Annotated in this window: 21 protein-coding genes and 1 tRNA gene; 6 read left to right on the top strand and 16 right to left on the bottom strand. The window is 64.5% G+C overall.

The window, feature by feature from the left end:
- Positions 1-196 precede the first annotated feature (196 nt).
- From thrB to argS, 5 genes are read right to left on the bottom strand one after another with little or no spacing between them, the layout of a single operon-like run.
- The gene (gene thrB / locus AOT83_RS03895; RefSeq protein WP_057965130.1) at positions 197-1,117 is read right to left on the bottom strand and encodes a homoserine kinase; all 921 of its coding nucleotides are present in this window, start codon (positions 1,115-1,117) and stop codon (positions 197-199) included.
- Entirely contained in the window at positions 1,114-2,181 is a 1,068-nt protein-coding gene (gene thrC, locus AOT83_RS03890) for a threonine synthase (RefSeq protein ID WP_030094886.1), read from the bottom strand. Before thrC ends, thrB begins: the two co-directional genes overlap by 4 nt.
- Positions 2,178-3,482, bottom strand: a complete 1,305-nt coding sequence (locus tag AOT83_RS03885; protein WP_030094885.1) for a homoserine dehydrogenase — start codon at positions 3,480-3,482, stop codon at positions 2,178-2,180. The genes thrC and AOT83_RS03885 overlap by 4 nt, the downstream gene beginning before the upstream one ends.
- Positions 3,479-4,891 carry a diaminopimelate decarboxylase gene (lysA, locus tag AOT83_RS03880; RefSeq protein ID WP_057965131.1) on the bottom strand — a complete coding sequence of 471 codons (1,413 nt, stop codon included), beginning with the start codon at positions 4,889-4,891 and terminating at the stop codon, positions 3,479-3,481. The genes AOT83_RS03885 and lysA overlap by 4 nt, the downstream gene beginning before the upstream one ends.
- Complete coding sequence (argS, locus tag AOT83_RS03875) at positions 4,888-6,540, bottom strand: arginine--tRNA ligase (RefSeq protein ID WP_057965187.1); 1,653 nt, start codon at positions 6,538-6,540, stop codon at positions 4,888-4,890. The genes lysA and argS overlap by 4 nt, the downstream gene beginning before the upstream one ends.
- 121 nt (positions 6,541-6,661) lie before the next feature.
- Here argS and AOT83_RS03870 point away from each other — a divergent pair.
- Positions 6,662-6,734 (top strand) — tRNA-Arg (locus AOT83_RS03870).
- Between the two features lie 7 nt (positions 6,735-6,741).
- On the opposite strand, the gene AOT83_RS03865 is transcribed toward AOT83_RS03870, so the two are convergent.
- Positions 6,742-7,320, bottom strand: a complete 579-nt coding sequence (locus tag AOT83_RS03865; protein ID WP_057965132.1) for a hypothetical protein — start codon at positions 7,318-7,320, stop codon at positions 6,742-6,744.
- A gap of 31 nt (positions 7,321-7,351) precedes the next feature.
- On the opposite strand from AOT83_RS03865, the gene AOT83_RS27585 reads away from it, so the two are divergent.
- The gene (locus AOT83_RS27585; protein ID WP_125911104.1) at positions 7,352-7,588 is read left to right on the top strand and encodes a hypothetical protein; all 237 of its coding nucleotides are present in this window, start codon (positions 7,352-7,354) and stop codon (positions 7,586-7,588) included.
- A 5-nt stretch (positions 7,589-7,593) separates the two neighbouring features.
- On the opposite strand, the gene AOT83_RS03860 is transcribed toward AOT83_RS27585, so the two are convergent.
- Positions 7,594-8,817: an MFS transporter gene (locus AOT83_RS03860; protein ID WP_030094881.1), complete on the bottom strand. Its 1,224-nt coding sequence runs from the start codon at positions 8,815-8,817 to the stop codon at positions 7,594-7,596.
- Positions 8,818-8,946: 129 nt separating this feature from the next.
- Positions 8,947-9,513 (bottom strand): YdcF family protein, encoded by a 567-nt coding sequence (locus AOT83_RS03855; protein WP_030094880.1) that lies wholly within the window; start codon positions 9,511-9,513, stop codon positions 8,947-8,949.
- Positions 9,514-9,670: 157 nt separating this feature from the next.
- Between AOT83_RS03855 and AOT83_RS03850 the strand changes: the two genes are divergently transcribed.
- Positions 9,671-11,011: a cytochrome P450 gene (locus tag AOT83_RS03850; RefSeq protein WP_081343696.1), complete on the top strand. Its 1,341-nt coding sequence runs from the start codon at positions 9,671-9,673 to the stop codon at positions 11,009-11,011.
- A gap of 24 nt (positions 11,012-11,035) precedes the next feature.
- Here AOT83_RS03850 and AOT83_RS03845 read toward each other — a convergent pair whose 3' ends face one another.
- Complete coding sequence (locus AOT83_RS03845; protein ID WP_057965133.1) at positions 11,036-12,601, bottom strand: cytochrome P450; 1,566 nt, start codon at positions 12,599-12,601, stop codon at positions 11,036-11,038.
- Positions 12,602-12,603: 2 nt separating this feature from the next.
- Positions 12,604-13,005, bottom strand: a complete 402-nt coding sequence (locus AOT83_RS03840; RefSeq protein ID WP_057965134.1) for a hypothetical protein — start codon at positions 13,003-13,005, stop codon at positions 12,604-12,606.
- 155 nt (positions 13,006-13,160) lie between these two features.
- Between AOT83_RS03840 and AOT83_RS03835 the strand changes: the two genes are divergently transcribed.
- Positions 13,161-13,844: a TetR family transcriptional regulator gene (locus AOT83_RS03835; protein ID WP_030094876.1), complete on the top strand. Its 684-nt coding sequence runs from the start codon at positions 13,161-13,163 to the stop codon at positions 13,842-13,844.
- Here AOT83_RS03835 and AOT83_RS03830 read toward each other — a convergent pair.
- On the bottom strand, positions 13,780-14,157 hold the full coding sequence (locus AOT83_RS03830) for a VanZ family protein (protein WP_057980008.1): 378 nt from the start codon (positions 14,155-14,157) through the stop codon (positions 13,780-13,782). The two genes, AOT83_RS03835 and AOT83_RS03830, sit on opposite strands and share 65 nt — an antisense overlap.
- Before the next feature lie 11 nt (positions 14,158-14,168).
- On the opposite strand from AOT83_RS03830, the gene AOT83_RS03825 reads away from it, so the two are divergent.
- On the top strand, positions 14,169-15,452 hold the full coding sequence (locus AOT83_RS03825; protein WP_196328257.1) for an acyl-CoA dehydrogenase family protein: 1,284 nt from the start codon (positions 14,169-14,171) through the stop codon (positions 15,450-15,452).
- A 40-nt stretch (positions 15,453-15,492) separates the two neighbouring features.
- On the opposite strand, the gene AOT83_RS03820 is transcribed toward AOT83_RS03825, so the two are convergent.
- Both AOT83_RS03820 and AOT83_RS03815 read right to left on the bottom strand, forming a co-directional pair.
- Positions 15,493-18,117 (bottom strand): AAA family ATPase, encoded by a 2,625-nt coding sequence (locus AOT83_RS03820; RefSeq protein ID WP_057965136.1) that lies wholly within the window; start codon positions 18,115-18,117, stop codon positions 15,493-15,495.
- Positions 18,114-19,298, bottom strand: coding sequence for an exonuclease SbcCD subunit D (locus AOT83_RS03815; protein ID WP_057965137.1), 1,185 nt, complete (start codon positions 19,296-19,298; stop codon positions 18,114-18,116). The genes AOT83_RS03820 and AOT83_RS03815 overlap by 4 nt, the downstream gene beginning before the upstream one ends.
- Positions 19,299-19,429: 131 nt before the next feature.
- Here AOT83_RS03815 and AOT83_RS03810 point away from each other — a divergent pair, with 131 nt between their 5' ends.
- On the top strand, positions 19,430-19,942 hold the full coding sequence (locus tag AOT83_RS03810; RefSeq protein WP_030094871.1) for a histidine phosphatase family protein: 513 nt from the start codon (positions 19,430-19,432) through the stop codon (positions 19,940-19,942).
- 10 nt (positions 19,943-19,952) lie between these two features.
- Here the strand turns inward: AOT83_RS03810 and AOT83_RS03805 are convergent, their stop codons facing one another.
- The 3 genes from AOT83_RS03805 to AOT83_RS03795 are packed head-to-tail and all read right to left on the bottom strand — an operon-like array spanning position 19,953 to position 21,588.
- Positions 19,953-20,471, bottom strand: a complete 519-nt coding sequence (locus tag AOT83_RS03805; RefSeq protein WP_057965138.1) for a DUF3558 family protein — start codon at positions 20,469-20,471, stop codon at positions 19,953-19,955.
- A 32-nt stretch (positions 20,472-20,503) separates the two neighbouring features.
- Positions 20,504-21,061 (bottom strand): DUF3558 domain-containing protein, encoded by a 558-nt coding sequence (locus AOT83_RS03800; protein WP_078285174.1) that lies wholly within the window; start codon positions 21,059-21,061, stop codon positions 20,504-20,506.
- The gene (locus AOT83_RS03795) at positions 21,058-21,588 is read right to left on the bottom strand and encodes a DUF3558 domain-containing protein (protein ID WP_057965190.1); all 531 of its coding nucleotides are present in this window, start codon (positions 21,586-21,588) and stop codon (positions 21,058-21,060) included. Before AOT83_RS03795 ends, AOT83_RS03800 begins: the two co-directional genes overlap by 4 nt.
- Positions 21,589-21,715 lie beyond the last annotated feature (127 nt).

The raw sequence follows: 21,715 nt of genomic DNA, 5'->3' as shown, positions 1-21,715 counted from the left end.
GACCATCGACCTTGCCCAATATCGCCGCCTGTCGGCGACGACTGAAACACCAGGAAGAATTTGTGATCGTCCTCGTTCTCGGCGCAGGTGCGCAGAAGCTGCAATTGCTGGGACTGATACCGAGGATAACCCCCAGGTGGGCATCAAGCAACCAGCACCCCCCGGCGAGTCCCCCGCTCACCAGCCATAACGTCGGCTATCGAACCGACACACCCGCCGATACGGACATCGTCGCCAGCGAGAAACCTTGATCTTCAGCGTATTTCACCGCGACGTCAGGGATATCACCGGTGGTCAGGGCCAATACCGCAGGTCCAGCCCCGGAAAGAACCGCCGCAACCCCCTGACTGCGCAGGTATCCAAGAACCTCGGCGGATGCCGGCATCGCGGAGGCGCGCTGGGGCTGATGTAGGCGGTCTTCGGTGGCCGTCATCAGCAGATCCGGCCGCGCGGTCAGCGCGACAGTGAGTAGCGCCGCTCGGCTAATATTGAACCTCGCGTCTACATGGGTGACAGATTCTGGCAGCAATACGCGAGTGTGCGCGGTGGAGGACTGTTCCTCCGGGATCGCGGCAACAATTCTGATATCGGGGTGCACATCCAGCCGGGTGGCCGCATAGACGGGGGCCGCACCCGAGGTCTCCGACCAGGAGACCACGGCTCCCCCGAGCACGCTGGCCGCCGCATTATCGGGATGCCCCTCGAATTCCGAGGCCAACTGCACCAGCACCTCGTCGGAGAGCACCGGGTGTCCGGCCTTGGCAAGGAGTCCGTTGGCGACGGCCAGGCCGGCAACCGCAGCCGCGGCCGAAGAACCCAAACCCCGCGAGTGTGGAATCTTGTTGCGGCACTGAACGATCAGGCCAGCGGCGGCAGCTCCTCCGGCAGCGAGCCCACGCTCGATCGCCCGCACCACCAGGTGACTGCCGTCGAGCGGGACCTCACCGGCGCCCTGACCTTCGACAGCCACCTTTAGACCGGATTCGGTTGTACTGACCTCGATCTCGTCGTACAGCGACAGCGCGATACCGAGGCTGTCGAAGCCCGGCCCCAGGTTTGCACTCGACGCCGGCACCACGACGGTGGTGATCAGCCCCGCGGGCAGGATTTGGTTCACGCGAGTTCCAGCGCCTCGGCGACCGCGCTCGCCTGCACCGGAATGGGAGTCACCTCGGGCATGCCGCTCAGGGCGTTATCGGGATCCTTCAGGCCGTTCCCTGTCACGGTGCAGACCACGGTGGAACCCTTCGGAACCCAGCCGTCGGCAACCGATTTCAGCAGACCGGCGATGCTGGCCGCGGAGGCGGGCTCTACGAAAACGCCCTCGCTGGAGGCGACCAGCCGGTAGGCGCTGAGAATCTCCTCATCGGTCACGGCCAAGAACTTGCCGCCGGATTCCTGTTGTGCGGCAACAGCACCCGACCACGACGCAGGCGATCCGATCCGGATTGCGGTGGCGATGGTCTCCGGATTGGCAACCGGCGCCCCGTTCACCAACGGTGCCGCACCCGCGGCCTGCGCACCCAGCATCTTGGGCAACCGGTCCGACAGGCCGTCGCGGTGGTACTCGTTGTAGCCGCGCCAGTAGGCGGTGATGTTTCCCGCATTGCCGACCGGCAGCGCGTGAATATCGGGGGCGGTGCCGAGGGCATCCATGATCTCGAAGGCCGCAGTCTTCTGTCCCTCGATGCGCACCGGGTTCACGGAGTTCACCAGGGCGATGGTCGGATAGTCCGCGGTGGTCTTGCGCGCCAGCTCCAGACAGTCGTCAAAGTTGCCGTCCACCTGGATGATCCGCGCACCGTGGATCACGGCTTGGGCCAGCTTGCCCATCGCGATCTTGCCCTGCGGGATCAGCACCGCACACGTGATACCCGCCTTGGCGGCGTAGGCGGCGGCGGAGGCCGAGGTGTTCCCGGTCGAGGCGCACAACACCGCGCGCTGGCCACGGGCCAGCGCGTCGGTCACCGCCATGGTCATACCGCGGTCCTTGAACGAGCCGGTGGGGTTGAGGCCTTCGACCTTCAGGTGCACGGTGCAACCGGTGAGCTCGGACAGCCGCTTCGCGGGAAGCAGCGGAGTGCCACCCTCGCGAAGCGTCACGGGCTGCCAGTTCTCCCCGATCGGGAGGCGGTCCCGGTATGCCGCGATGAGGCCGGGCCAAGGGGTATGAACGGTCACTCTTGTGTTCCTTCCAGCCGGATGACACTTGCGACACCCAACACCACGTCGAGGTCGGCAAGTGCAGCAACGGTTTCCGAGAGCGCAGCATCGGTGGCCTTGTGGGTGAGCACCACCAGGCGGGCGCCCGTCTCGTCGACCTCGCCCTCCTGCCGGACGGTGGCGATGCTGACTTCGCGCTTGGAGAACTCGGCGGCGACGGTGGCCAGCACACCGGGCTTGTCGGCCACCCGCATGCGCACGTAGTACCGGGTCGGGATGAGACCGATCGGCGCAATGGGCAGCTGTGCGTACCGGGATGCCCGCGGACCGCGTCCGCCCTGCACCCGGTTGCGCGCCGCCATCACCAAATCGCCGAGCACGGCCGATGCGGTCGGTGCACCGCCGGCGCCCTGGCCGTAGAACATCAGCTCGCCGGCGGCCTCAGCCTCGACGAAGACCGCGTTGAACGCTCCGTTGACGCTCGCGAGCGGATGGGTCAACGGCACCAGCGCCGGGTACACCCGCGCCGAAACTCGTTGGTTTCCCTCGGCGTCCGTAAGCCGTTCACAGATAGACAGCAGCTTGATGGTGCACTGCAGGGCTCGCGCCGACTCGAAGTCGTCGGCACTGATCTTCGTGATGCCCTCGCGGTATACGTCGTCGGCACTGACCCGGGTGTGGAAGGCGATCGACGCGAGGATGGCGGCCTTGGCCGCAGCGTCGTAGCCCTCGACATCGGCGGTCGGATCGGCCTCGGCGTATCCGAGCTCCCCTGCCTCGGCAAGTGCGGTGTCATAACCGGCCCCTGTGGTGTCCATGGCAGACAGGATGTAGTTGGTGGTGCCGTTGACGATGCCGGACACCCGAATCACCGAATCGCCGGCCAGCGATTGGGTCAAGGGCCGGATGACGGGAATGGCACCGGCCACCGCAGCCTCGAAATAGAGGTCAACCCTTGCCTTCTCGGCAGCTTCGGCGAGCTCACCGGCAGACTGGGCCAGAAGCGCCTTGTTGGCGGTCACCACCGACTTGCCCGCGTTGAGTGCACCCAGGATGCCGCGCCGTGCGGGTTCCACCGGACCCATGAGCTCGACGACGATGTCGACGTCGTCTCGTGAAACCAGCGCGTCGATATCGTCGGTGAGCAGCTCGACCGGAACACCGCGGTCATCGGCCACACGGCGCACACCGATACCGCGAATCTCCAGCGGCGCACCGATGCGGGCAGCGAGGTCACTCGCGCTGCTTTCGATGATCCGCGCTACTTCACTGCCGACGTTGCCCAGGCCCAGGATCGCTACGCCTATCGCGTCACTCATTCACTTACCTCCAAACTCACCAAATCCTCGACGGTCTCGCGCCGCAGGATCAGTCGCGCCTCGCCGTCCTTGACGGCGATAACCGCCGGACGGGTCAGCAGGTTGTACCGGCTGGACATCGAGTAGCAGTACGCACCGGTCGCGGCGACCGCCACCAGGTCGCCGGGAGCCACGTCCTCGGGCAACCACGCGTCCCTGACCACGATATCGCCGCTTTCGCAGTGCTTTCCCACCACCCGGGACAGCACCGGTGCGACGTCACTATCGCGGGAAACCAGCTGCGGGTGGTACTCGGCCTGATACAGCGAGGTGCGGATGTTGTCACTCATCCCGCCGTCGACGCTCACGTACCGCCGCTGCCCGTTGGACAGGATCACGTCCTTGGTGGTGCCCACGCGGTACAGCGTCACGGTGCCGGGACCGGCGATGGCCCGGCCGGGCTCGATCACCAAACGCGGCTCGGGCAGGCCCGCCAGCGCCGACTCGGTGCGCACGATCACGCCCAGCTTGGCCGCCAGATCCTCGATGGGAGGCGGATCGTCGGACGGCACATAACTGATGCCGAGGCCGCCGCCGAGGTCGATGATGTTGAGCTGCGCGGTCTTCTCGGTACCGAACTCCGCGACCACCTCGCGCAGCAGCCCGATCACCCGGTGCGCGGCGACCTCAAACCCGTTGACATCGAAGATCTGCGAACCGATGTGGCTGTGCAGTCCCACGAGTCGCAGGTTGTCGGTGGCGAAGACACGTCGCACGGCCTCCAGTGCCTGCCCACCGGCCAGGGACAACCCGAACTTCTGGTCCTCATGCGCGGTGGAGATGAACTCATGGGTGTGAGCCTCGACACCGACGGTCACACGCACCAGAACGTCTTGCACCACACCGGCACTGCCCGCGATCGCGTCCAGTCGCTCGATCTCGATCATCGAATCGACGACGATGTGTCCGACGCCTACCTGCACCGCCTGGGCGAGCTCCGCCTCAGATTTGTTATTACCGTGCAACGCGATTCGCGCCGGAGGGAAATCGGCGCGCAGCGCGATGGCCAGCTCGCCCGCTGAGCAGACGTCCAGGCCCAGCCCCTCATCCTTGATCCACCGCGCGATCTCGGTGCACAGGAACGCCTTCGAGGCGTAGTGCACGCGCGCAGCGCCACCGAACGCCGCGGCCATGTCGCGGCAGCGCGATCGGAAGTCGTCCTCGTCGATGACAAAAAGCGGCGTGCCGTACTTCTCGGCGAGCTCGGAGACGGTGAGGCCCGCAAGGGTCACCTCGCCGTCGGTGCCGCGAGAGGCATTGCGGGGCCATACGTTCGGTGCCAATTCGGTCGGGTTGACCGGAGGTGCGCTGCTCATGGCGGTGTGCTGTTCCCCTTCTGCGTGGCGGGGGCCTGCCGGGTGTGCGCTCACATCCGCTCCGGTGCGCTCACGCCGAGAATGTCCAGGCCGTTGGCGATGACCTGCCGGGTGGCAAGGCATAACGCTAGGCGTGCCGCATGCAGATCCCCCGGTGTTTCGTCACCTTGCGGGAGCACCCGGCACGAGTCGTAGAACCGGTGGTAATCACCGGCGATGTCTTCCAAATACCGTGCGACGCGGTGCGGTTCACGCAGCACCGCGGCGTTTTGCAGAATACGGCCGAACTCGCCGAGCCCCCGGATCAGCGCACCCTCCTTCTCATGGGTGAGCAGTTCGAGATGATCGGTCGAGTGCCGCAGGCCCAGATCCGCGGCATTGCGCGCCAGTGCACAGAGCCGTGCGTGCGCGTATTGCACGTAATAGACCGGGTTCTCACTAGACGCGGAGGCCCACAGCTGCAGATCGATATCGATCGAGGTGTCCACCGAGGACCGGATCAACGCGTAGCGCGCAGCATCGACTCCAATGGCGTCGACCAGGTCATCGAGAGTGATCACGGTGCCCGCACGCTTGGACATCCGCACCGGCTGACCGTCGCGCACCAGGTTGACCATCTGACCGATGAGCACCTCGACGCTGTCGGCGTCGTAACCCAACGCCGCCGCAACGGCTTTCAGGCGTGCGATGTACCCGTGGTGATCGGCACCGAGCATGTAGATACACAGGTCGAAGCCGCGCTCGCGCTTGTCGAGGTAGTAGGCGATGTCACCGGCGATGTAAGCAGGATTGCCATCACTCTTGATGACAACGCGGTCCTTGTCATCACCGAAGTTGCTCGAACGCAACCAGGACGCGCCATCCTTCTCGTAGATGTTGCCGGTCTTACGCAGCTGCGCGATGGCTTCGTCTACCCGTCCCGAGGTGTGCATCGAGTCTTCGTGGGTGAAAACGTCAAAGTCCGTGCCGAATTCGTGCAACGACTTCTTGATGTGGGTGAACATCAAGTCCACGCCGATTTCCCGAAAGACTTCGGCAGCCTCGGTCTCCGGCAGCGAGAGCGCGTCGGGACGCCGAGTGAGGACCTGCTTGGCGATATCGGCGATGTAATCGCCGGCGTAGCCGTCCTCCGGGGCTTCCTTGCCTTCGGCCGAGGCGATGAGCGAACGGACAAACCGGTCGATCTGCGCGCCATGGTCGTTGAAGTAGTACTCGCGGGTGACCTTGGCGCCCTGGCGGGCCAGCAGACGGCCCAGCGCGTCGCCGACCGCGGCCCAGCGGGTACCGCCGATGTGGATCGGTCCCGTCGGGTTGGCCGAGACGAACTCCAAGTTGATGGTGTGCGTGCCCTGCGCGTCGGAATTGCCGTAGTTCTCGCCCGCGTCCAAGATGTTCGCGACGATGGTGCCCTGTGCGTCGGCGGCGATCCGCAGGTTCACGAACCCGGGTCCGGCAATCTCCGCGGCAGCGATCGCGTTGTTGGCGACGAGGGCATCGACGAGCCAGGTGGCCAGGTCACGCGGGGCGACGCCGACCTTCTTGGCGACCTGCAGGGCCACGTTGGTGGCGTAGTCACCGTGCTCGGGATTACGGGGCCGTTCGACGGTCACGGTGTCCGGTAGCGCCGACGTGTCCAGACCTCGCTCGTCCAGCACCGTGGTAGCGGTGGAACGTAGCAGGTCGGCGAGGTCGGCGGGAGTCACGGCGATCATCCTATGGGCTCGGGTATCCAGGCCCCGAATCCTTTACCCGCGACCGAAACGGTGGTCGGGATGCCGGTTGGGATGCGCTAGGCTGTCCCCGCTAGTCTTTCCAAGCCCTGACGCCCTCGTAGCTCAGGGGATAGAGCGTCTGCCTCCGGAGCAGAAGGCCGCAGGTTCGATTCCTGCCGAGGGCACACACAATTATTCGGCCGCGGGACATTCCGCCGCGGCGGCGGCAGCCTCACGAACCTGCTGCTTTTCCACCTTCACTCGGCGTCGCCAGTTACGCACCACGAAGAACGTGACGAGCAGGAAGATCACCAGCGCCACGGTCGCCCCGATGGCCGTCGCTCCCCGGAATCCGGGCGCTTCGACGTCCAGCACACGCTCACCGGCATGCGCGGAATTGCTGGTGCCGAACACGATCGTCAGCGTCATCAGGTTGGGCACCGCGACAATGACCGCGAGCAGTGTCAGCACCCCGGCGAAGAACGTCCCGCCGCGGCGACCCCGTATCAAAAATGCCCACAGCGCGAGCAACAGCGGTATTCCGGTGCACAGCAGACCGAGCGTGAGCCCGCTGCCGATCCCCTTGGTGAAGCTGCCGTGACCGGACATATCGGCGATGCGTTGTGCCCACCACCGCGGGATGAAGGCCGACAGTGCGAAGTACACGGCAACCAAGGTCAACAACAACGCAATGACCGCGATCACGCGACCGCGCCACCTCGCCCAGACCGACTCCTTGCCCACGGGCCCTGCTTTGCCACTCCCAGCCATGGGAAAAGGCTATGCCAATAGAATTGACTTCGTGCGCCAGAAAGCAGTGTTCGGTCTGATTGGTCTGGCATTGACGCTGTGCTGGGCGCCGGTGGCGAATGCCGACCCGATTCCGGTCTGCCCGTTCAATCAGCCATCAGGGTGGAACGGGCAGCAATGTTTCCCCCAGCCATGCGTTCCGCCGTACGCGCCGGGGGTCCCGCCATGCTTCATGCCGCCGCCCACAATCGCACCCCCGACGGTGGCGCCGGGCGGCATCCCCCACTGATCGACTCAGCCCGCCAACGGCGTACGTGGACGGCGCCGCGCGTATAACAGCGACAACGCGAGTACTACGAGCCCCGCGACCGCCAGCGCCGCGCCGACCAGAGAAGGGGCGCGGTAGCCATACCCAGCGGTGATGACCAGGCCCCCGAGCCAGGCTCCGCCGGCATTGGCGATGTTGAGCGCGGAATGGTTCAGCGCGGCGGCCAATGTCTGCGCGTCGTCTGCCACGTCCATCAATCGGGTCTGCAGCGCGGGCACCAGTGACGTTCCGGAGACTCCCACGGCGAACACCAGCACCAGTGCCGCCCAAGGATTTCGCGACACCGCCGCGAAGATCACCAGCATCACGGCGACCAGCACCAGGCCGATAGCGATGGCCCTGACGACACTGCGGTCCGCCATCCAGCCGCCCAGCACGTTTCCGGTGACCATGCCGATGCCGTACAGCGCCAATGCAAGCGGGACGAGGGCCCTCGACAGTCCGGAAACGCTGGTGAGTGTGGTGCTGATGTAGGTGTAGAACGCGAACATGCCGCCAAAGCCCACGATGCCGATGAGCAGGGTGAACCACACCTGAGCGCGTCGCAGCGCGCTGAGCTCTGTCAGCGGATTCGTGATCTTCATATCCGTCAGCCCTGGCAAGAACCGCAACAACGCCGCGACCGTGACCACGCCGATGACCGCCACGACGGCGAAGGCCGAACGCCAGCCCACCGTGTTACCCAGCCAGGTGGCCACCGGAACACCCACGACATTGGCCACCGACAAACCCAGCATGGTCTGCCCCACTGCCTTGGCACGTTCCCCTGGGCCGGCAAGGTGTGCGGCCACCAGTGCCGCGACGCCGAAATACGCACCGTGCGGCAGCCCGGCGACGAACCTGGAGGCGATCAGCGCCGCATAACCCGGCGCGAAGACGGTGGCCGCATTGCCGATCGTGAACGCGATCATGAGCGCGATGAGCAGGGTTCGGCGCGAGGCCCGGGCGGTGAGTGCCGCGATGATCGGTGCACCCACGACCACGCCCAGCGCATAGGCGCTGATGACGTGCCCGGCCTCAGGCTCGGTGACACCGAAGCCGTGTGCGATGTTGGGCAGCAGCCCCATCGCCACGAATTCGGTTGTCCCGATCCCGAATCCACCTATAGCAAGTGCGAGAATCGCGCCTCGGCGAGTGCGTGGTGACACCGGCGACTCGGGCTGCACGCGTGAATCGACAACGGCAGTCATGAATAGGGCTCCTGTGCGGTATGCGGCTAGATGCGCACATCGATGAGCGCCCTGATCGGTCAACCACCGATTCTGCCGGGTTCATTCCCTTCAGGCGAACTGTGGTCGTCCGGTAGTTGTCTGCAGTCGTCAGCGGAACGGGCTGGTGATGTCGCGCATGAACTGTCCGATGTTGGTCGGCGCATCGCCATCGGGGAAGCTCGCGGTGGCCAGCACATTGCCCCCCGCGTCAGTGAAGTTCCGGCCTGCGCGCTGTTGATGGGTCGAGTTCGTCACCAAGATGATTCCCGAGGCGCCCGCCTGTTTGGCCAGCGGCACCGAGAACTGCGCATTCTGCACTGTGCTGTTGGCCCGGGGCTCCACGATGATGCGATCGGATGGATACCCAAGGCCGACAAGCATATTGCGCATCTGCTCGGCCTCCGACACCCCGTTTTGCGGATTACCTCCGGTCACGATGATGAACGAGTTCGGGAACATATTGGCGATCGCCCTGCCCGTCACGACCCGCTGATACAGCTTGTCCCGCATCGAGCCATCGGGCTTAAGGCCGTACCCGAGGATGACCACGGCCGGCTTCGAGAAGTCCTTGCCCGCCGCCATGGGCTCGGAGTTCGCGATCGCGGGAGTGCACAGCGCGAGAACGGCACCGACGACCAAGGTGGTCGCCCATCGAGTGATCAATGCGCCCTCCAAGTCTCAGTGACTCCTGCGACAGACGAGATACATGGTGCCAGAGTTACCCCTGTCAAGTCGACCCGCCGGTGAAATCTCCCGCGATTCCCCCTGGTGTGACCGACACGACAGATGTAGGCTGGGCTATAAGACACATGTCTACTAACACCACAACGCCGTGGAGGGTGACGTGACCGAAGCCTCAACCATCGACCGAGAAGCCGATACGCCCGAGCCGACCGCTCCCCCGCTCGTGGCACTTCCCAAGCTGGCCCAGGGCATCGCCTTCGTAGCCTCCCGGCGATGGACCACCAGCAGGCTGGCCAAGAAGTACGGCAAGGTCTACACGATCAACATCCCCAAATTCGGGTACACGGTCGTGGTGGCGGACCCAGATCTCACCCGGCAGGTGTTCACCACCAGCACCGAGATTCTGGGCAATATCCAGCCCAATCTGAGCCAGCAGCTCGGACCCGGATCGGTCTTCGCCTTGGAGCGCAACGAGCACCGCCATCGACGCAAGCTCCTCGCACCAAAGTTTCACGGCAAGGCCATGATTCAGTACGAGCAGATCATCGAGGAAGAGACGCTGCGCGAATGCGCGTCATGGCCAGAGGGTCAGCAGTTCCAGACCATGGAACCGATGATGCGGATAACCCTCAACGCCATCTTGCGCGCGGTCTTCGGCGCCGACGGAGCCGAGCTGAACGTGCTACGCGAGCTGATTCCACCGTGGGTGGTACTGGCGTCTCTGACCACTCGGGTGCCGCAACCGAAACGGGTCTATGGGCGGTTCAGTCCGTGGGGCCGATTGAAGGCCTACCGCGCGCGGTACGACGAGGTGATCGCACTTCTCATCGACAAGGCGCTCGCCGCACCAGATTTCGAGGATCGCACCGATATCCTCGCCCTGCTGTTGCGGTCCACCTACGACGACGGCACCACCATGTCGCGTAGCGATGTCTCCGACGAACTACTCACTCTGCTGGCGGCCGGCCACGAGACCACCGCCACCACTCTGGCGTGGGCCTTCGAACGGATCACCCGTCACCCACAGGTACTGTCGCGCCTGGCCGAGGAGGCAAAGACCGAGAGCAACGAATACCGCCAGGCGACAATCCTTGAGGTACAACGCAGCCGGCCGGTCATCGACTTCGCGGGGCGTCACGTGCTGGCGCCCTACGTCGACATCGGGCCCTACCGAATCCCCCAGGGCCACTCCCTGGTGGTGAGCATCAATTTGATGCATGACGACCCGGCGGCTTTCCCCAGCCCCGAGCGTTTCGACCCGGAACGCTTCACCGACGCCAAACCCGGCAACTCGTGGGTTCCCTACGGCGGCGGAACCCGGCGCTGCGTCGGTGCGGCCTTCGCCAACATGGAGATGGACATTGTCCTGCGGACCGTGTTGCGGCACTTCACCATCGAGACCACGACGGCGCCCAACGAAAAGTGGCACTCACGCGGGGTCGCCTCCTGCCCGAAGAACAACGGGCTCATGACGGTGCGGCGCCGCTGACATCCTCAGGCAAGCCTGCGCAGTTCAGCCCCAGGGATGGCGTTTACGCAGCTGCATGAGGATCTCGCCCTCGGGCCCTCCCGTGAAGGTCACCTCGCGGCGCGGCTTCTGACCCGGCACCATTTCCAGCTCGTATTTCTGGGCCAGCGACGCGATTCCGATGATGGCCTCCAGGTTCGCGAAGCCCGAGGCGATACACATGCGCTTGCCCGCCCCAAAGGGCATGTGCGCCTTGCGCTGTTCGGGCTGCAGGTTCTCCTTGAGGAACCGTGCGGGATCGAAGGTCCTGGCGTTCTCCCACACCCGCTCGTTGTGGTGGATGCTGTCGATCAACACGGTGACGGTGGTACCGGCCGGAATCGGGTAATCACCCAGCACGTCATCGGCCTTCGCAGCACGCGCCAATCCCAAGATCGGCGGGTACACCCGCATCGCCTCATTCAGCACCGCGGCGGTCCACGGCAGATTGTCGACATCCGCGGCGGTGGGTAACCGTCCACCGAGCACCCGGTCGACCTCTTCGCCGAGTTTCGCACGCGCATCGGGATTGCGGGACAACAGATACCAGGTCCACGCGAGCGCAGCAGCGGTGGTCTCAAAGCCCGCACCGAGGAAGGTCATCAGTTCATCGCGGATCTCCAGATCCGTATACCTAGCGCCCGTTTCGGGATCTTCGGCGGCCATCAACAGCGCCAACAGGTTGTCCTGCCTGGTGATCCGGCCGGAGTGATGATCGGCGATGAGCTGATCGATGGTGCGCTCAACCCAGCGCAGCCCCCTCATGGTCCGCGGCGCGGCCACCGACGCGCCGATACGCAACGCGCGTATAGCCAACCTCGGGGTGTGTGACGCCAACTCATCGGGGCCGTGGGTGGCGAGCTTGTCCACGAACCAGCGCAGCGGCGGCGCCGCCCCCACGATGTAGCCCACACCGAAGAGCTTGAGCAGGCGTGCGAAGTTGATCCGCATTTTCTCGGCCATGTCGCCGGACAGATCGATACCGAACATCGTTTGCGCGACGATATCCATGGTCAGGTAGTTCATCTCGGCGGTGACATCGACCGCTTTCCCCTGGGCGTACAGCTCGTCCCACCGGGCGAGGGTGCGCGCACTGGCCTCGGCCATCTGCGGGGCGAACAGATCGACCTGGCGCTTGGCGAAGATCGGCTGCACCAGCCGACGATTTCGGTTCCAGAGTCCCTCGTTGAGATCGGTCACCAGCCCGCGGCCGAAACCGACTGCCAGCAGATCGTATTCGGCGCTCTTGATGTAATTGTCCTGATTGGCCACCAGCACATGACGGGCCAGTTCCGGATTGCGGACAATCACCGTCTTACGCATGGGCGCCCGCGCGACGATGACGTCATCCTGCCCGGGCAAGTCGGCGAGGTACTCGGAGATGGTGTGCCGGTAGGTGGACCAGACCGCCCCGAGTGCGAGACGCCACGACTTCAGATAGCCCACCTTGGTGTTATGCCACCGCAGGAAGGTCGGCCCGCCCGGATAGAGGTCGTGGTTGACCGGACATTCACGGGCCGCCGTGGCGACCGGCGCGGAAAGGGGTTCTGGCTGCAACGCTGGAGCCGACACGGTTAGACCCTTTCCTGCTCGGAGACGCCGTCGTGCGCCTCGTCAACCTCTGATCCGGAAGTCACCTCTTCCGCCACGGCGTCGTTCTTGTCATCGGCCCCCGCGTCGGCAGCGTCATCGTCGTGGTCCTCGTCATCGAGGTCGACGAGTTCGCCTTCCTCGGCATCGTCGTCGGCCGCGTCGTCCAGATCTGCCTCAGCCGAGGCGCCCCAGCGCTCATGGTCAGCTCGGGCCCTCTTGTTGGCCTCCGCGATTTCGAACCCGTCGGCCACAACGCCGCTCAGCTCCTGGCCAACTTCTCCCACCGTCCGCGTGATGATGCGGATGATCCGGCCGACACGAGACCCGACCGACTCCACGACCTCCTGGACCACGTTGACGTTGCGCTCTACAGGTCCCACCATGCTGCACTGCCCCTTCGAATTCGGTGGCCAAATAGTGAACAATCGTGCACTGAGATCAGTGTGCGTAACGTAGATGAACCTGTCAATACCAGGCCTCAACACGGTTTCGAACAAAAGAAGCCAATCGATAAGAGCACGACCGTACACTGACAGGTATGCGCCATAGTCGTGCTGAAAAGAAGCTGCACACCCGCCGCGCACTGCTCGACGGGACCTTGGATCTACTCAAGGTGCGTGGCTTCGCCGCCGTGAGCCTGCGCGAGGTGGCCAAGTCCGCAGGTTTGGTTCCCACGGCGTTCTATCGGCATTTCGAATCGATGGAGGACCTGGGCACGGTCCTGGCCGAAGAGAGCGTTCGTGCGCTTCGTGACACCTTCCGTCAGGCCCGGCGCGAGGTGGGCAGTGACAACCCTGCCAAAATTCTCGGACTCATGGTCGACCGGGTGAGCGAGCATGCGAACAACTTCCGGTTTCTGGTGCGTGAACGTCATGGCGGCTCGCCGCAGGTTCGGCGTGCCATCAACAACGAGATGCGCATGCTCACCAACGATGTCGTGGTCGAGCTCGCGCGCAATCCCGCAACGAACCACCACACCACCGAAGATCTCGAGATCGCCGCCGAACTCATCGCCGGCTCGATTCTCAACACCATCGGCATGCTGGTGGATACCGATCACCCCAGCGACGCCGACGCGCAAGCGGCCCTCAATCGCGCGCTGCGCCAGTTAGACCTGGTCACCAGCGGGCTGGCTCACACCGGCAGCGTCACGACCGTCATCCCGAAGCCGACTGCTGCCGGTGCACAGGACGAATCTTCTGCCACAACCAGAGTCCCATGAGCATGCCGACCGCATCGGCAAGCACATCAAGCAGACTTCCGTCCCGGCGCGGAACCCACAGCGCCTGAATAACCTCTGAACACGCAGCGAAGGCCAGAACCCAGGCCAGTGTGAACCTTTCACCGATCCTTGCGAATCGCGAGGACACCGCCAGCATCCCGAAAATCAGAAAATGCACCACCTTGTCCGCCCCGGGCGGTCCGGACGGGACTGCGCTGCCGGGCGTGAACAACAGCAGGCACGCGATCGCCAAAGCACACACCAGGGTGAGCCAGCGAAAGCACGGAAACCACGAACGAACTATGCGAATCATCGTGACCCATATTGCCGCTTCGGTTCTGGGTGATTCAAAGCGATGCCGTCAATAGGCATGCTGCGTACAACGAAGACATGACCTCCGCTCCGTCAGTCCTCGAAATCCGCGCACTGCCCGGCACCGAGACCTACCGGAATCTGCTCGCCCAGGTCGCCGGCGGGGCACGAGAACGTGACCTTGACGACGAGAATCCCTTCGACCAGGTTCGGCTGCTCAAGGAAGCGGGGATCGGCCGGCTGCGTATCCCCGTCGAACTCGGCGGCGCAGGACTTTCTGTGCGGCAAATCTTTTCCGCCATCATCGATATAGCGCAGGCCGACCCCATCGTCGCGCACATCTTCCGCACTCACTTCTGGTTCGTCGAAGAACGGCTGCGCACGCTTTCTGATCCCACGTCGGCCGCCTGGCTGACGAAGGTGAACGAAGGCAACCTGTTCGCCAATGCATTCAGCGAGAAGGGGACCTTGGCCGTCGGAAGTCTGGTGTTCAACACCCGTCTACTGCCGGCCGGTGATGGATATCGGTTGAATGGCGAGAAGTTCTACAGCACCGGGACCTTGTTCGCGGACTACCTGACGGTCACCGCAACCACCGACCACGATTCGATCGCATCGGTCATCGTCCCCGGCGATCGCGACGGGGTGCGGCTGGTGGACGACTGGGATGGATTCGGCCAGCGACGCACCGGTACGGGCACCACGATCTTTACTCAGGTCGATGTCGCCAGCAACGAAATCCTTTCCGACACACCGTATGACGCGGCCCCGGTGCCCACCACGCAGTATGCGTCGTTGCAGCTCTACATCCTGGCGATTGTCGCCGGAGTGCTGCGGTCGGTCGTGGATGACGGCGCGGCACTGCTGCGTTCCCGGCAGCGCAACTTCAGCCATGCTCTCACCGAACGCCCTGTTGATGATCCGTTGTTACAACGCACCCTGGGCGAGCTCAGCGCAACCGCGTTCGCGGCCGAGGCTGCGGTTCTTGCCGCGGCCGATGCCATTGATGCCGCCACCGCGTCCCTGCGCGACGGAGTTCCCGATGCGCAGCTCGCCGAGGAAGCCCAACTCGCGGTCGCCAAGGCCAAGGTCCACATCGATGCCGTGGCACTCGATGCCGCCACCAAGCTGCTGGACCTGGGTGGTGCCAGCGCCTCCAGCCGGAGCCGAAATCTGGACCGGCACTGGCGGAACATCCGGACCATCAGCCTGCATAATCCGGTGCACTACAAGGCCCGGGTAATCGGCCAGAACCTGCTGCACGGCACGCCGCTTCCGGCGAACGCGTATTTCTGAGAGGCACCGATTTTGAGGGGTATCGGCGCAGCCGAGTCACTCAGGCCGACAGGCTGATTCGCTGTGCCCCGGTGACCGAGTGATAGCGGTCAGGGCTGCAGGTCAGCACGATCACCTGCGCCTCGGTGCCCACCGCGCCGAACACCTCACCCATACGCTCCAGCCTGTCGCTGTCAGTGAATCCCAGCGCGTCGTCGATGATGACCGGCACCGCATCCTGCGGCGCCACCAACGCGGCGCTCGCCAATCGCGCGACGATGCCCAGTTGTTCCTTCGCACCACCCGATAACGACTCGTAGGGCACCGTTCGGCCTTCCAGCGTCCGGCTGCGAATACTCAGATCGCTGTCGACGTCCACTTCGAAGGTGGGGCCGAAGACCATGCGCCCCAACCGCTCTAGCTCCGCACGGAATGGGTCGACATAACGCAATCTCATGCCGTCCCGGTGCCGCAGCATCACCGATCGCAAGGTGTCGACGGCTCGGGCCTTCGCCCCGATCCGGGCGAATTCCGTTGCCGCATATTCACGCTCGGAAGCCGCCGCATCCAGCTGGTCCTTACGGCCCTGCCTGCCGAACACTTCCAGACGCACCGCGATATCGCGTAGCCGATGACGCAACGAGTCGTGCTGCTGATCCAGCCGCTGTGCCCGCGCGGAGACCTCGCCGAGTTCGGCGCGTACCCGATCAGCCTCGAGCGCAGCCAACTGACTCATCAGATCGTTGATGCGACGGGCGGTCAGGTCTGCCGCTTGGACCGCCTGGTCATGACGTTCGGTCAGCAGATCGTCGGAGGCCGATGCCCGAACCTGGGCCAGGCGCTGCTCCACGGCGGCCAATTCTTCGGCGCGAGCGCCCTGCTTCTCTCGCAATACCATTGCCTCGGTGGACTTCTCGGCGAGTTTCTGATTGGCGACCTGGGCGGCGTGGCGGTGGGTGACCTCTTCGGCCTGCAGCCGCTCCACCTCGGCCACCAATCGGGCGACCTCTGTACGAGCCTGCGCCGGATCGATCGCATCCCACAGACCGTTGGCCTCCGGCGCCAACTCGCGCAAGCGGCTCAGCTTTTCACGCAGTGCGTCAAGACTCTCCGACCCCATCAGCCCATCGAGCAGTGCCGTCAACCGGTCGCGTTCAGCATTCAGCTCGGTCCGCCGCTCGTACTGCTTCTGGGCCTCACCGACATCGGCTACACCAGCAGCCGCCAAGGCGCCGGTGAGTGCCTCACGAGCCGCATCGAGGTTTCCACGCAGCTGAGCCGCGTTGGCCCCCGGAATGATTCGGGTGACTGCCACGCCGGGAGCGGTGATCTCAACGGTATCGGTGGCCGCACTCGCCCACTGCTCCCCGGCCGCAACCCGCAGCTGGCGGCCATCGACGGTGATGTCGACATCGGCGAGCGCACGCACCTCCACCTGCGCCGAAGCGGTGTCCAGAGCCACCTCTGCCATGCCCACGGTTTGCGCGGCAGCCTCGATAGCACCGAGGGTCTGTGCGGTGATTGCCAGTGCCGAAAGTTCCGCGCCGGCCGTGGTCAACTGCCGGGTAGTGAGGTCGACACGCGACACCCGGGCCGCCAATCCATCCACCTCATCCCGGGCCAACGCGCGGTCCAAAGTGTCGCGGGCCGACTGCAGTTGAGCGCGGGTAGCCTCGACTTCCTGGGCCATCCGGGCCGCGGCAACCTCCGCCGCCTCTGCTACCTGTTGCGCCTCAGCGTGCGCTTCCTTCGCGGCCGACACCTGTTCGGCGAGGCCATCGATCCCGGCGCGACGAGCCTGGATATCGGCGACCAGTTGGGCCCGCTCGTCACGTTTGGTCTGTGCCGCCACCGCCGCGGCCTGCGCCGCCTCCGCGACCACCGCTGCGTTATCGCGTTGTTGCATCAAGGTCGAAACGGCTTGCGAGGCCTGCTCCAACGGTGCCAGCCGACGACTAACCTCGGCACGGTCGGCGATGACGGAGGCCAGCTCCCGGGTCAGCTCGTCGTGCTCACGAACCTGTTGCTCGACCTCGGCCACGGCCGCGTTGGCGACGGCAAGCGCATCCTCAGCGGCGGTCAGCCGGACGCCGGCCTTGGCCCATTCACCGGTGGGACGCCCCGTCGCGGTGAAGTACAGCGCGTACTCGGCGTCGATCCGCTCCACCAGATCGGGCTCGCTACCCGACAGCGCAACCGACTGTCCGGCAGCAAGATCCAGGGCGCGGGTTAGCGCATCGCTCGATGACAGATCGAGTACGCCCGCACCCGCCGACTGCAGAACCCGCTGCGCCTTCCACAAGTTCATGTCGATGGACTGATCCAGCATGTCCAGCACCCGCTGATGCGCCTCATCGCCGGAGAGCTGTTCGCGGCGCGGCTCGATGACCGTCAGATGCGTCTCGGCGCGCTTGTGGAAACGCTTCCGATACACGAATCGATAGGGGCCACAGCTGATCTCGGCTTCAATCTCGGAGCCTACGTCCGCAAATGTGGGCTTGACCTGCTTGACGTCCTTCTTGGTGGAGCGATCCTTGGATTCGATCAGCAGGTCCAGCGCCTCGATCATGGACGTCTTGCCGATCTCGTTCGCTCCGCTGACCACCACAACACCGCGATCGGGAAAAGTGATGTCGCGATGAGCGATTCCGCGATAGTTGGTGACCGAGAGCCGGTGCAGCTTCACGCCGCCGACCCTCGTGTCACCGCGCCGCCCTTGGCCGATCCGCCTCGCCCGGCACTGGAGGTGAGACGCAGTAACAGCGACAACGCGCCCTGGGCATCCGCCGACGATGCTCCGCCAGCGGCCGCCATCTCCTTCAGCTCGGCGATCGCGGATTCAGCGAAACCACCGACACCGAGATCACTGAACTCTCCGTCGGCAGGCACCACAACAATATCGGTGTGCCGCTCCCACGCCCGCACGCTGGCGAAAAGCCGCGTGTACTTGTCCAGGCACTCTTCCAGCACGGCGTTATCGGTCACGCTGAGCGTGCCCGTGAGCGCCAGACGCACCACCGTGCGTTCTTTGTCGGGCAGCAGTTCGAGATTGAGTCCGAGATCGGCGATATCGCGTGCGTTGTCCACCGACCGCCGCAACGTCACGAACCGCCATCTGCCCACGTGATGGGCATCCACCTGCACCGCACCCGATTCGTCCAGGTCGACCACGAGAGCATGTCCCGGATCGGATTCGACATCGTCGTAGTTGGTGACCTCGGGCGCCCCCGAGTACCAAACCCGCCCGGTGGAACCCACCTGGGTCCGGGAGTGCTTGTCCCCCAACGCCACGTAATGGACCGCGCCACGGGCAATGGCGTCCTCGACGGCCTTCAGCACGATGAGCGCCGGCTTCGTCGGGTCGGGGTCCAGCACGTCCACACCGCCGTGGGCCACCACGATGCGCCGGGTGCCGTCAACGGGCAGAGCCTCCAGCTGTTCGGCCACCAGATCATGCGTGGGTGCCTTCGAACGCCACGGCACCGCGACCAGCTCGACACCGGCAGCCACCCGATGCACGCCCGCGGTATCGAGGACGTGGACGTTCGCGGGCTTCTCGGCCAGGAACAGCTCACTGGTGTACACCGAGGCGGCATCCAGGGGATCGTGGTTGCCGGGCAGCAGATAGATGTCCACCCCGACGCCACGCATCACCTCCAGCGCCTGACTGATGACGCGTGGGGCCAGCTGGTTGGATTCGAAGACATCTCCACACACCACCATGAAGTCGCAACCCTCAGCCACAGCAACCTCGCCAAGGGTGGCGATAGCCTCCCTACGCGCGGCTGAATACTGCGGCTGAGCTTCGCCGGCAAGGAAATGCCGGGTCATACCGAGCTGCCAGTCAGCGGTGTGCAGGAACTTCACACGGGAAGTCTATGGCCGTCCACCGACAACCTCCGGGTGCCGCGCCTGATCCCCGGGGCCCGGATTGGTGACTTATCCACAGGTCGGGCATTTGCCCGTCTTTCGTCACCCAGCCCGGTTACCGTACGACCATGCCGGATGACGCCAAGCGCACCCTGATCTTGATGCGGCATGCGAAGTCGGCGTACCCGCCGGGAGTAGACGACCACCAGCGCCCGCTGAATCTGCGTGGCACACGACAAGCCACCCAGGCCGGAACGTGGCTGCAGGACAATTTCAATCGGATCGACGCGGTGCTGTGTTCAACCGCCACCCGGACCCGCGCGACGCTGACTCAAACCGGGGTACACAGCCAGCTCGTCAGATTCAGCGACAAACTCTACGACTCAACGGTGGGAATCACCCTCGGCGAGATCAATGCGGTACCGGATTCCGCGAGCACGGTGCTCGTCGTCGGGCATGAACCCACCACCTCGCAGCTGGCACTCATGCTCGCCGATACCAGTACCAGCAATGCGGAGGCCGCGAACCGGATCTCCACCAAGTTCCCCACCTCCGCGATCGCGGTGCTCACCACTCGGTCGCCATGGTCACGGCTCGAATTGGGCGGCGGATCGCTCACCAAGTTCCACGTGCCGCGCTAGTCGGCGGGCCTCAGACCTTCTCAGCCACCTGGGTGGACAGCTTCATCGCACAGTGACATGCGTCCGAGGACGTGCCGTGACCCGCACCGAGCAGGGTGACCGCCAGTTCGAAGAATTGGTCGTCCCCGTACTCCAGCGCGGTGACGCACATCCCGTACGTCGAACTGATGAAACCGCTCTTGCCTCCCGCGGAGAAATCCCTGACCTCGTCACGCGTCCGCTCTTCCCCCTCCCGCTCGCGGCCGATCGGGCTGCCGCGATACCAGGACAGGGTGACGTTCGGGAGCGCGCTCCACGATCCATTCGGAGACCAGGTGCATCCGGCGGGGGTCTTTGCAATCAGCTTGAGGTCAGCCCGGCGTACGACGGCCATGACATCGGGTGTGGTGAGGCTGCCGCACTCGGAATACCCCGGACCGACCCGGACATCATGCGAGGTAGCCACCTCATGCCCGTTGACTTCGTGGTGGTTTCCGGAACATCCAGAACTCAACAGCATTCCTATGGCCAGCACAGCACACAGCACCATCCCGCCCACACGGGACGAGCGAACACGACCTGTCAGATGTTCACTGACAGCGTCATCTCCATCAATTTTATTGCCTGCGTGCATGAGTCTCCGCCTTGGCCCTGCGGGTTGACCCACCATCCAACAACACCTGCCGCGTCGCTGGCAACTCCACAGGCGCCCGGCTGGTCCGGCGGCTTCATCACGATCGACGGGATTCCCTGAATCGCCCGTTCCTGGACGTTGTATTTCAGACTGTTCGCTGTGGCCTTCTCCGCTTCGAGACTGCCCGTCTCGAACCAGAAGCGGGTGATGTCGACGAGGCCACCGCTCTTACTCATCGCCTGCCAACGGCACAACGCGCCCACAAATGTGCTCTGAATGTCCCTCGGATCTGCGTCGACGGCCTTGGCTAGAACGTCCGTGGTGAGGACGTCGCATTCCTTGAGCAGGTTGGGGTACTTCTGCTCGGCAGGCGTACCGTCACCCAGATCGCCGCGGCCGGGCATGACCGCCTCCCCGTCGACGGTGCCGCCACAGCCTGCGGACGTGAACGCGACGAGCGCGATGCACGCCGCCGCGAAGAGTGACTTCGTTTTCCGATGCATCATTTCTTGGCCGCCTTGATCGACGTCTCGGTCAGCTGCTTGGCCACGTCGCAGGAGTCGGGAGCGCCGGATCCGGGCTCGAAGTTGATAGACCATTCGATGAAGTCGTTTCCGAAGTCCATGCCGATCTCGCACAGTGTGGTCACGGTGCCCGGGTAGCCGTTAGTGGCGATGAAACCCTTGTATCCGGCGATCTCGATGTCCTCAACGCTCGGGCGCGTCCGCTCTTCCGTCGCCCGTTCACGACCGATAGGACTACCCCGGTACCAGTTGAAGGAGAAGTGCGGTCCCACGATGCTTCCCCCGCGCAGCCAGACACAACCGACCGAGTTCTTCGCGGTGCCCACCAAACCCACGACCTTGGTCAGCTGCATCATCGCCTGATCGCTGACACCGCCGCATTCCGAGAACATCGGACCTTCGACGCCCTTGGACTTGGTCTGCGCCGGCGCTGTCGCGTTCGGCTCATTGCCGTTGGGCTGATCAGACTGATCACCGCCCGAACAGCCGGCCACCACAAGTGCCACCATCACCACGGCGACAGCACACTTGCTCCACACGTTGCGCGAATCCAAGCCCAACCTCACATGTGCACTGTAGCGGCACAAACCCGCGCCAACCACTGAGCTGCGGGTTTGTTGCGGGAGTCGTGTGCGA

Source organism: Mycobacteroides sp. H001, from assembly GCF_001440005.1.
GTDB classification, from domain to species: Bacteria; Actinomycetota; Actinomycetes; order Mycobacteriales; family Mycobacteriaceae; genus Mycobacterium; species Mycobacterium gwanakae.
Note: the sequence above shows the minus strand (reverse complement) of the source record. Positions and strands in the feature narration are given on the sequence as shown.

Bases quoted from the DNA above. Each gene is read 5' to 3' on its own strand.
- AOT83_RS03885 (WP_030094885.1), bottom strand. From the start codon at position 3,482: ATGAGTGACGCGATAGGCGTAGCGATCCTGGGCCTGGGCAACGTCGGC.
- AOT83_RS03865 (WP_057965132.1), bottom strand. From the start codon at position 7,320: ATGGCTGGGAGTGGCAAAGCAGGGCCCGTGGGCAAGGAGTCGGTCTGG.
- AOT83_RS03860 (WP_030094881.1), bottom strand. From the start codon at position 8,817: ATGACTGCCGTTGTCGATTCACGCGTGCAGCCCGAGTCGCCGGTGTCA.
- AOT83_RS03840 (WP_057965134.1), bottom strand. From the start codon at position 13,005: ATGGTGGGACCTGTAGAGCGCAACGTCAACGTGGTCCAGGAGGTCGTG.
- AOT83_RS03835 (WP_030094876.1), top strand. From the start codon at position 13,161: ATGCGCCATAGTCGTGCTGAAAAGAAGCTGCACACCCGCCGCGCACTG.
- AOT83_RS03830 (WP_057980008.1), bottom strand. From the start codon at position 14,157: ATGATTCGCATAGTTCGTTCGTGGTTTCCGTGCTTTCGCTGGCTCACC.
- AOT83_RS03810 (WP_030094871.1), top strand. From the start codon at position 19,430: ATGCCGGATGACGCCAAGCGCACCCTGATCTTGATGCGGCATGCGAAG.
- AOT83_RS03805 (WP_057965138.1), bottom strand. From the start codon at position 20,471: ATGGTGCTGTGTGCTGTGCTGGCCATAGGAATGCTGTTGAGTTCTGGA.
- AOT83_RS03800 (WP_078285174.1), bottom strand. From the start codon at position 21,061: ATGATGCATCGGAAAACGAAGTCACTCTTCGCGGCGGCGTGCATCGCG.
- AOT83_RS03795 (WP_057965190.1), bottom strand. From the start codon at position 21,588: ATGGTGGCACTTGTGGTGGCCGGCTGTTCGGGCGGTGATCAGTCTGAT.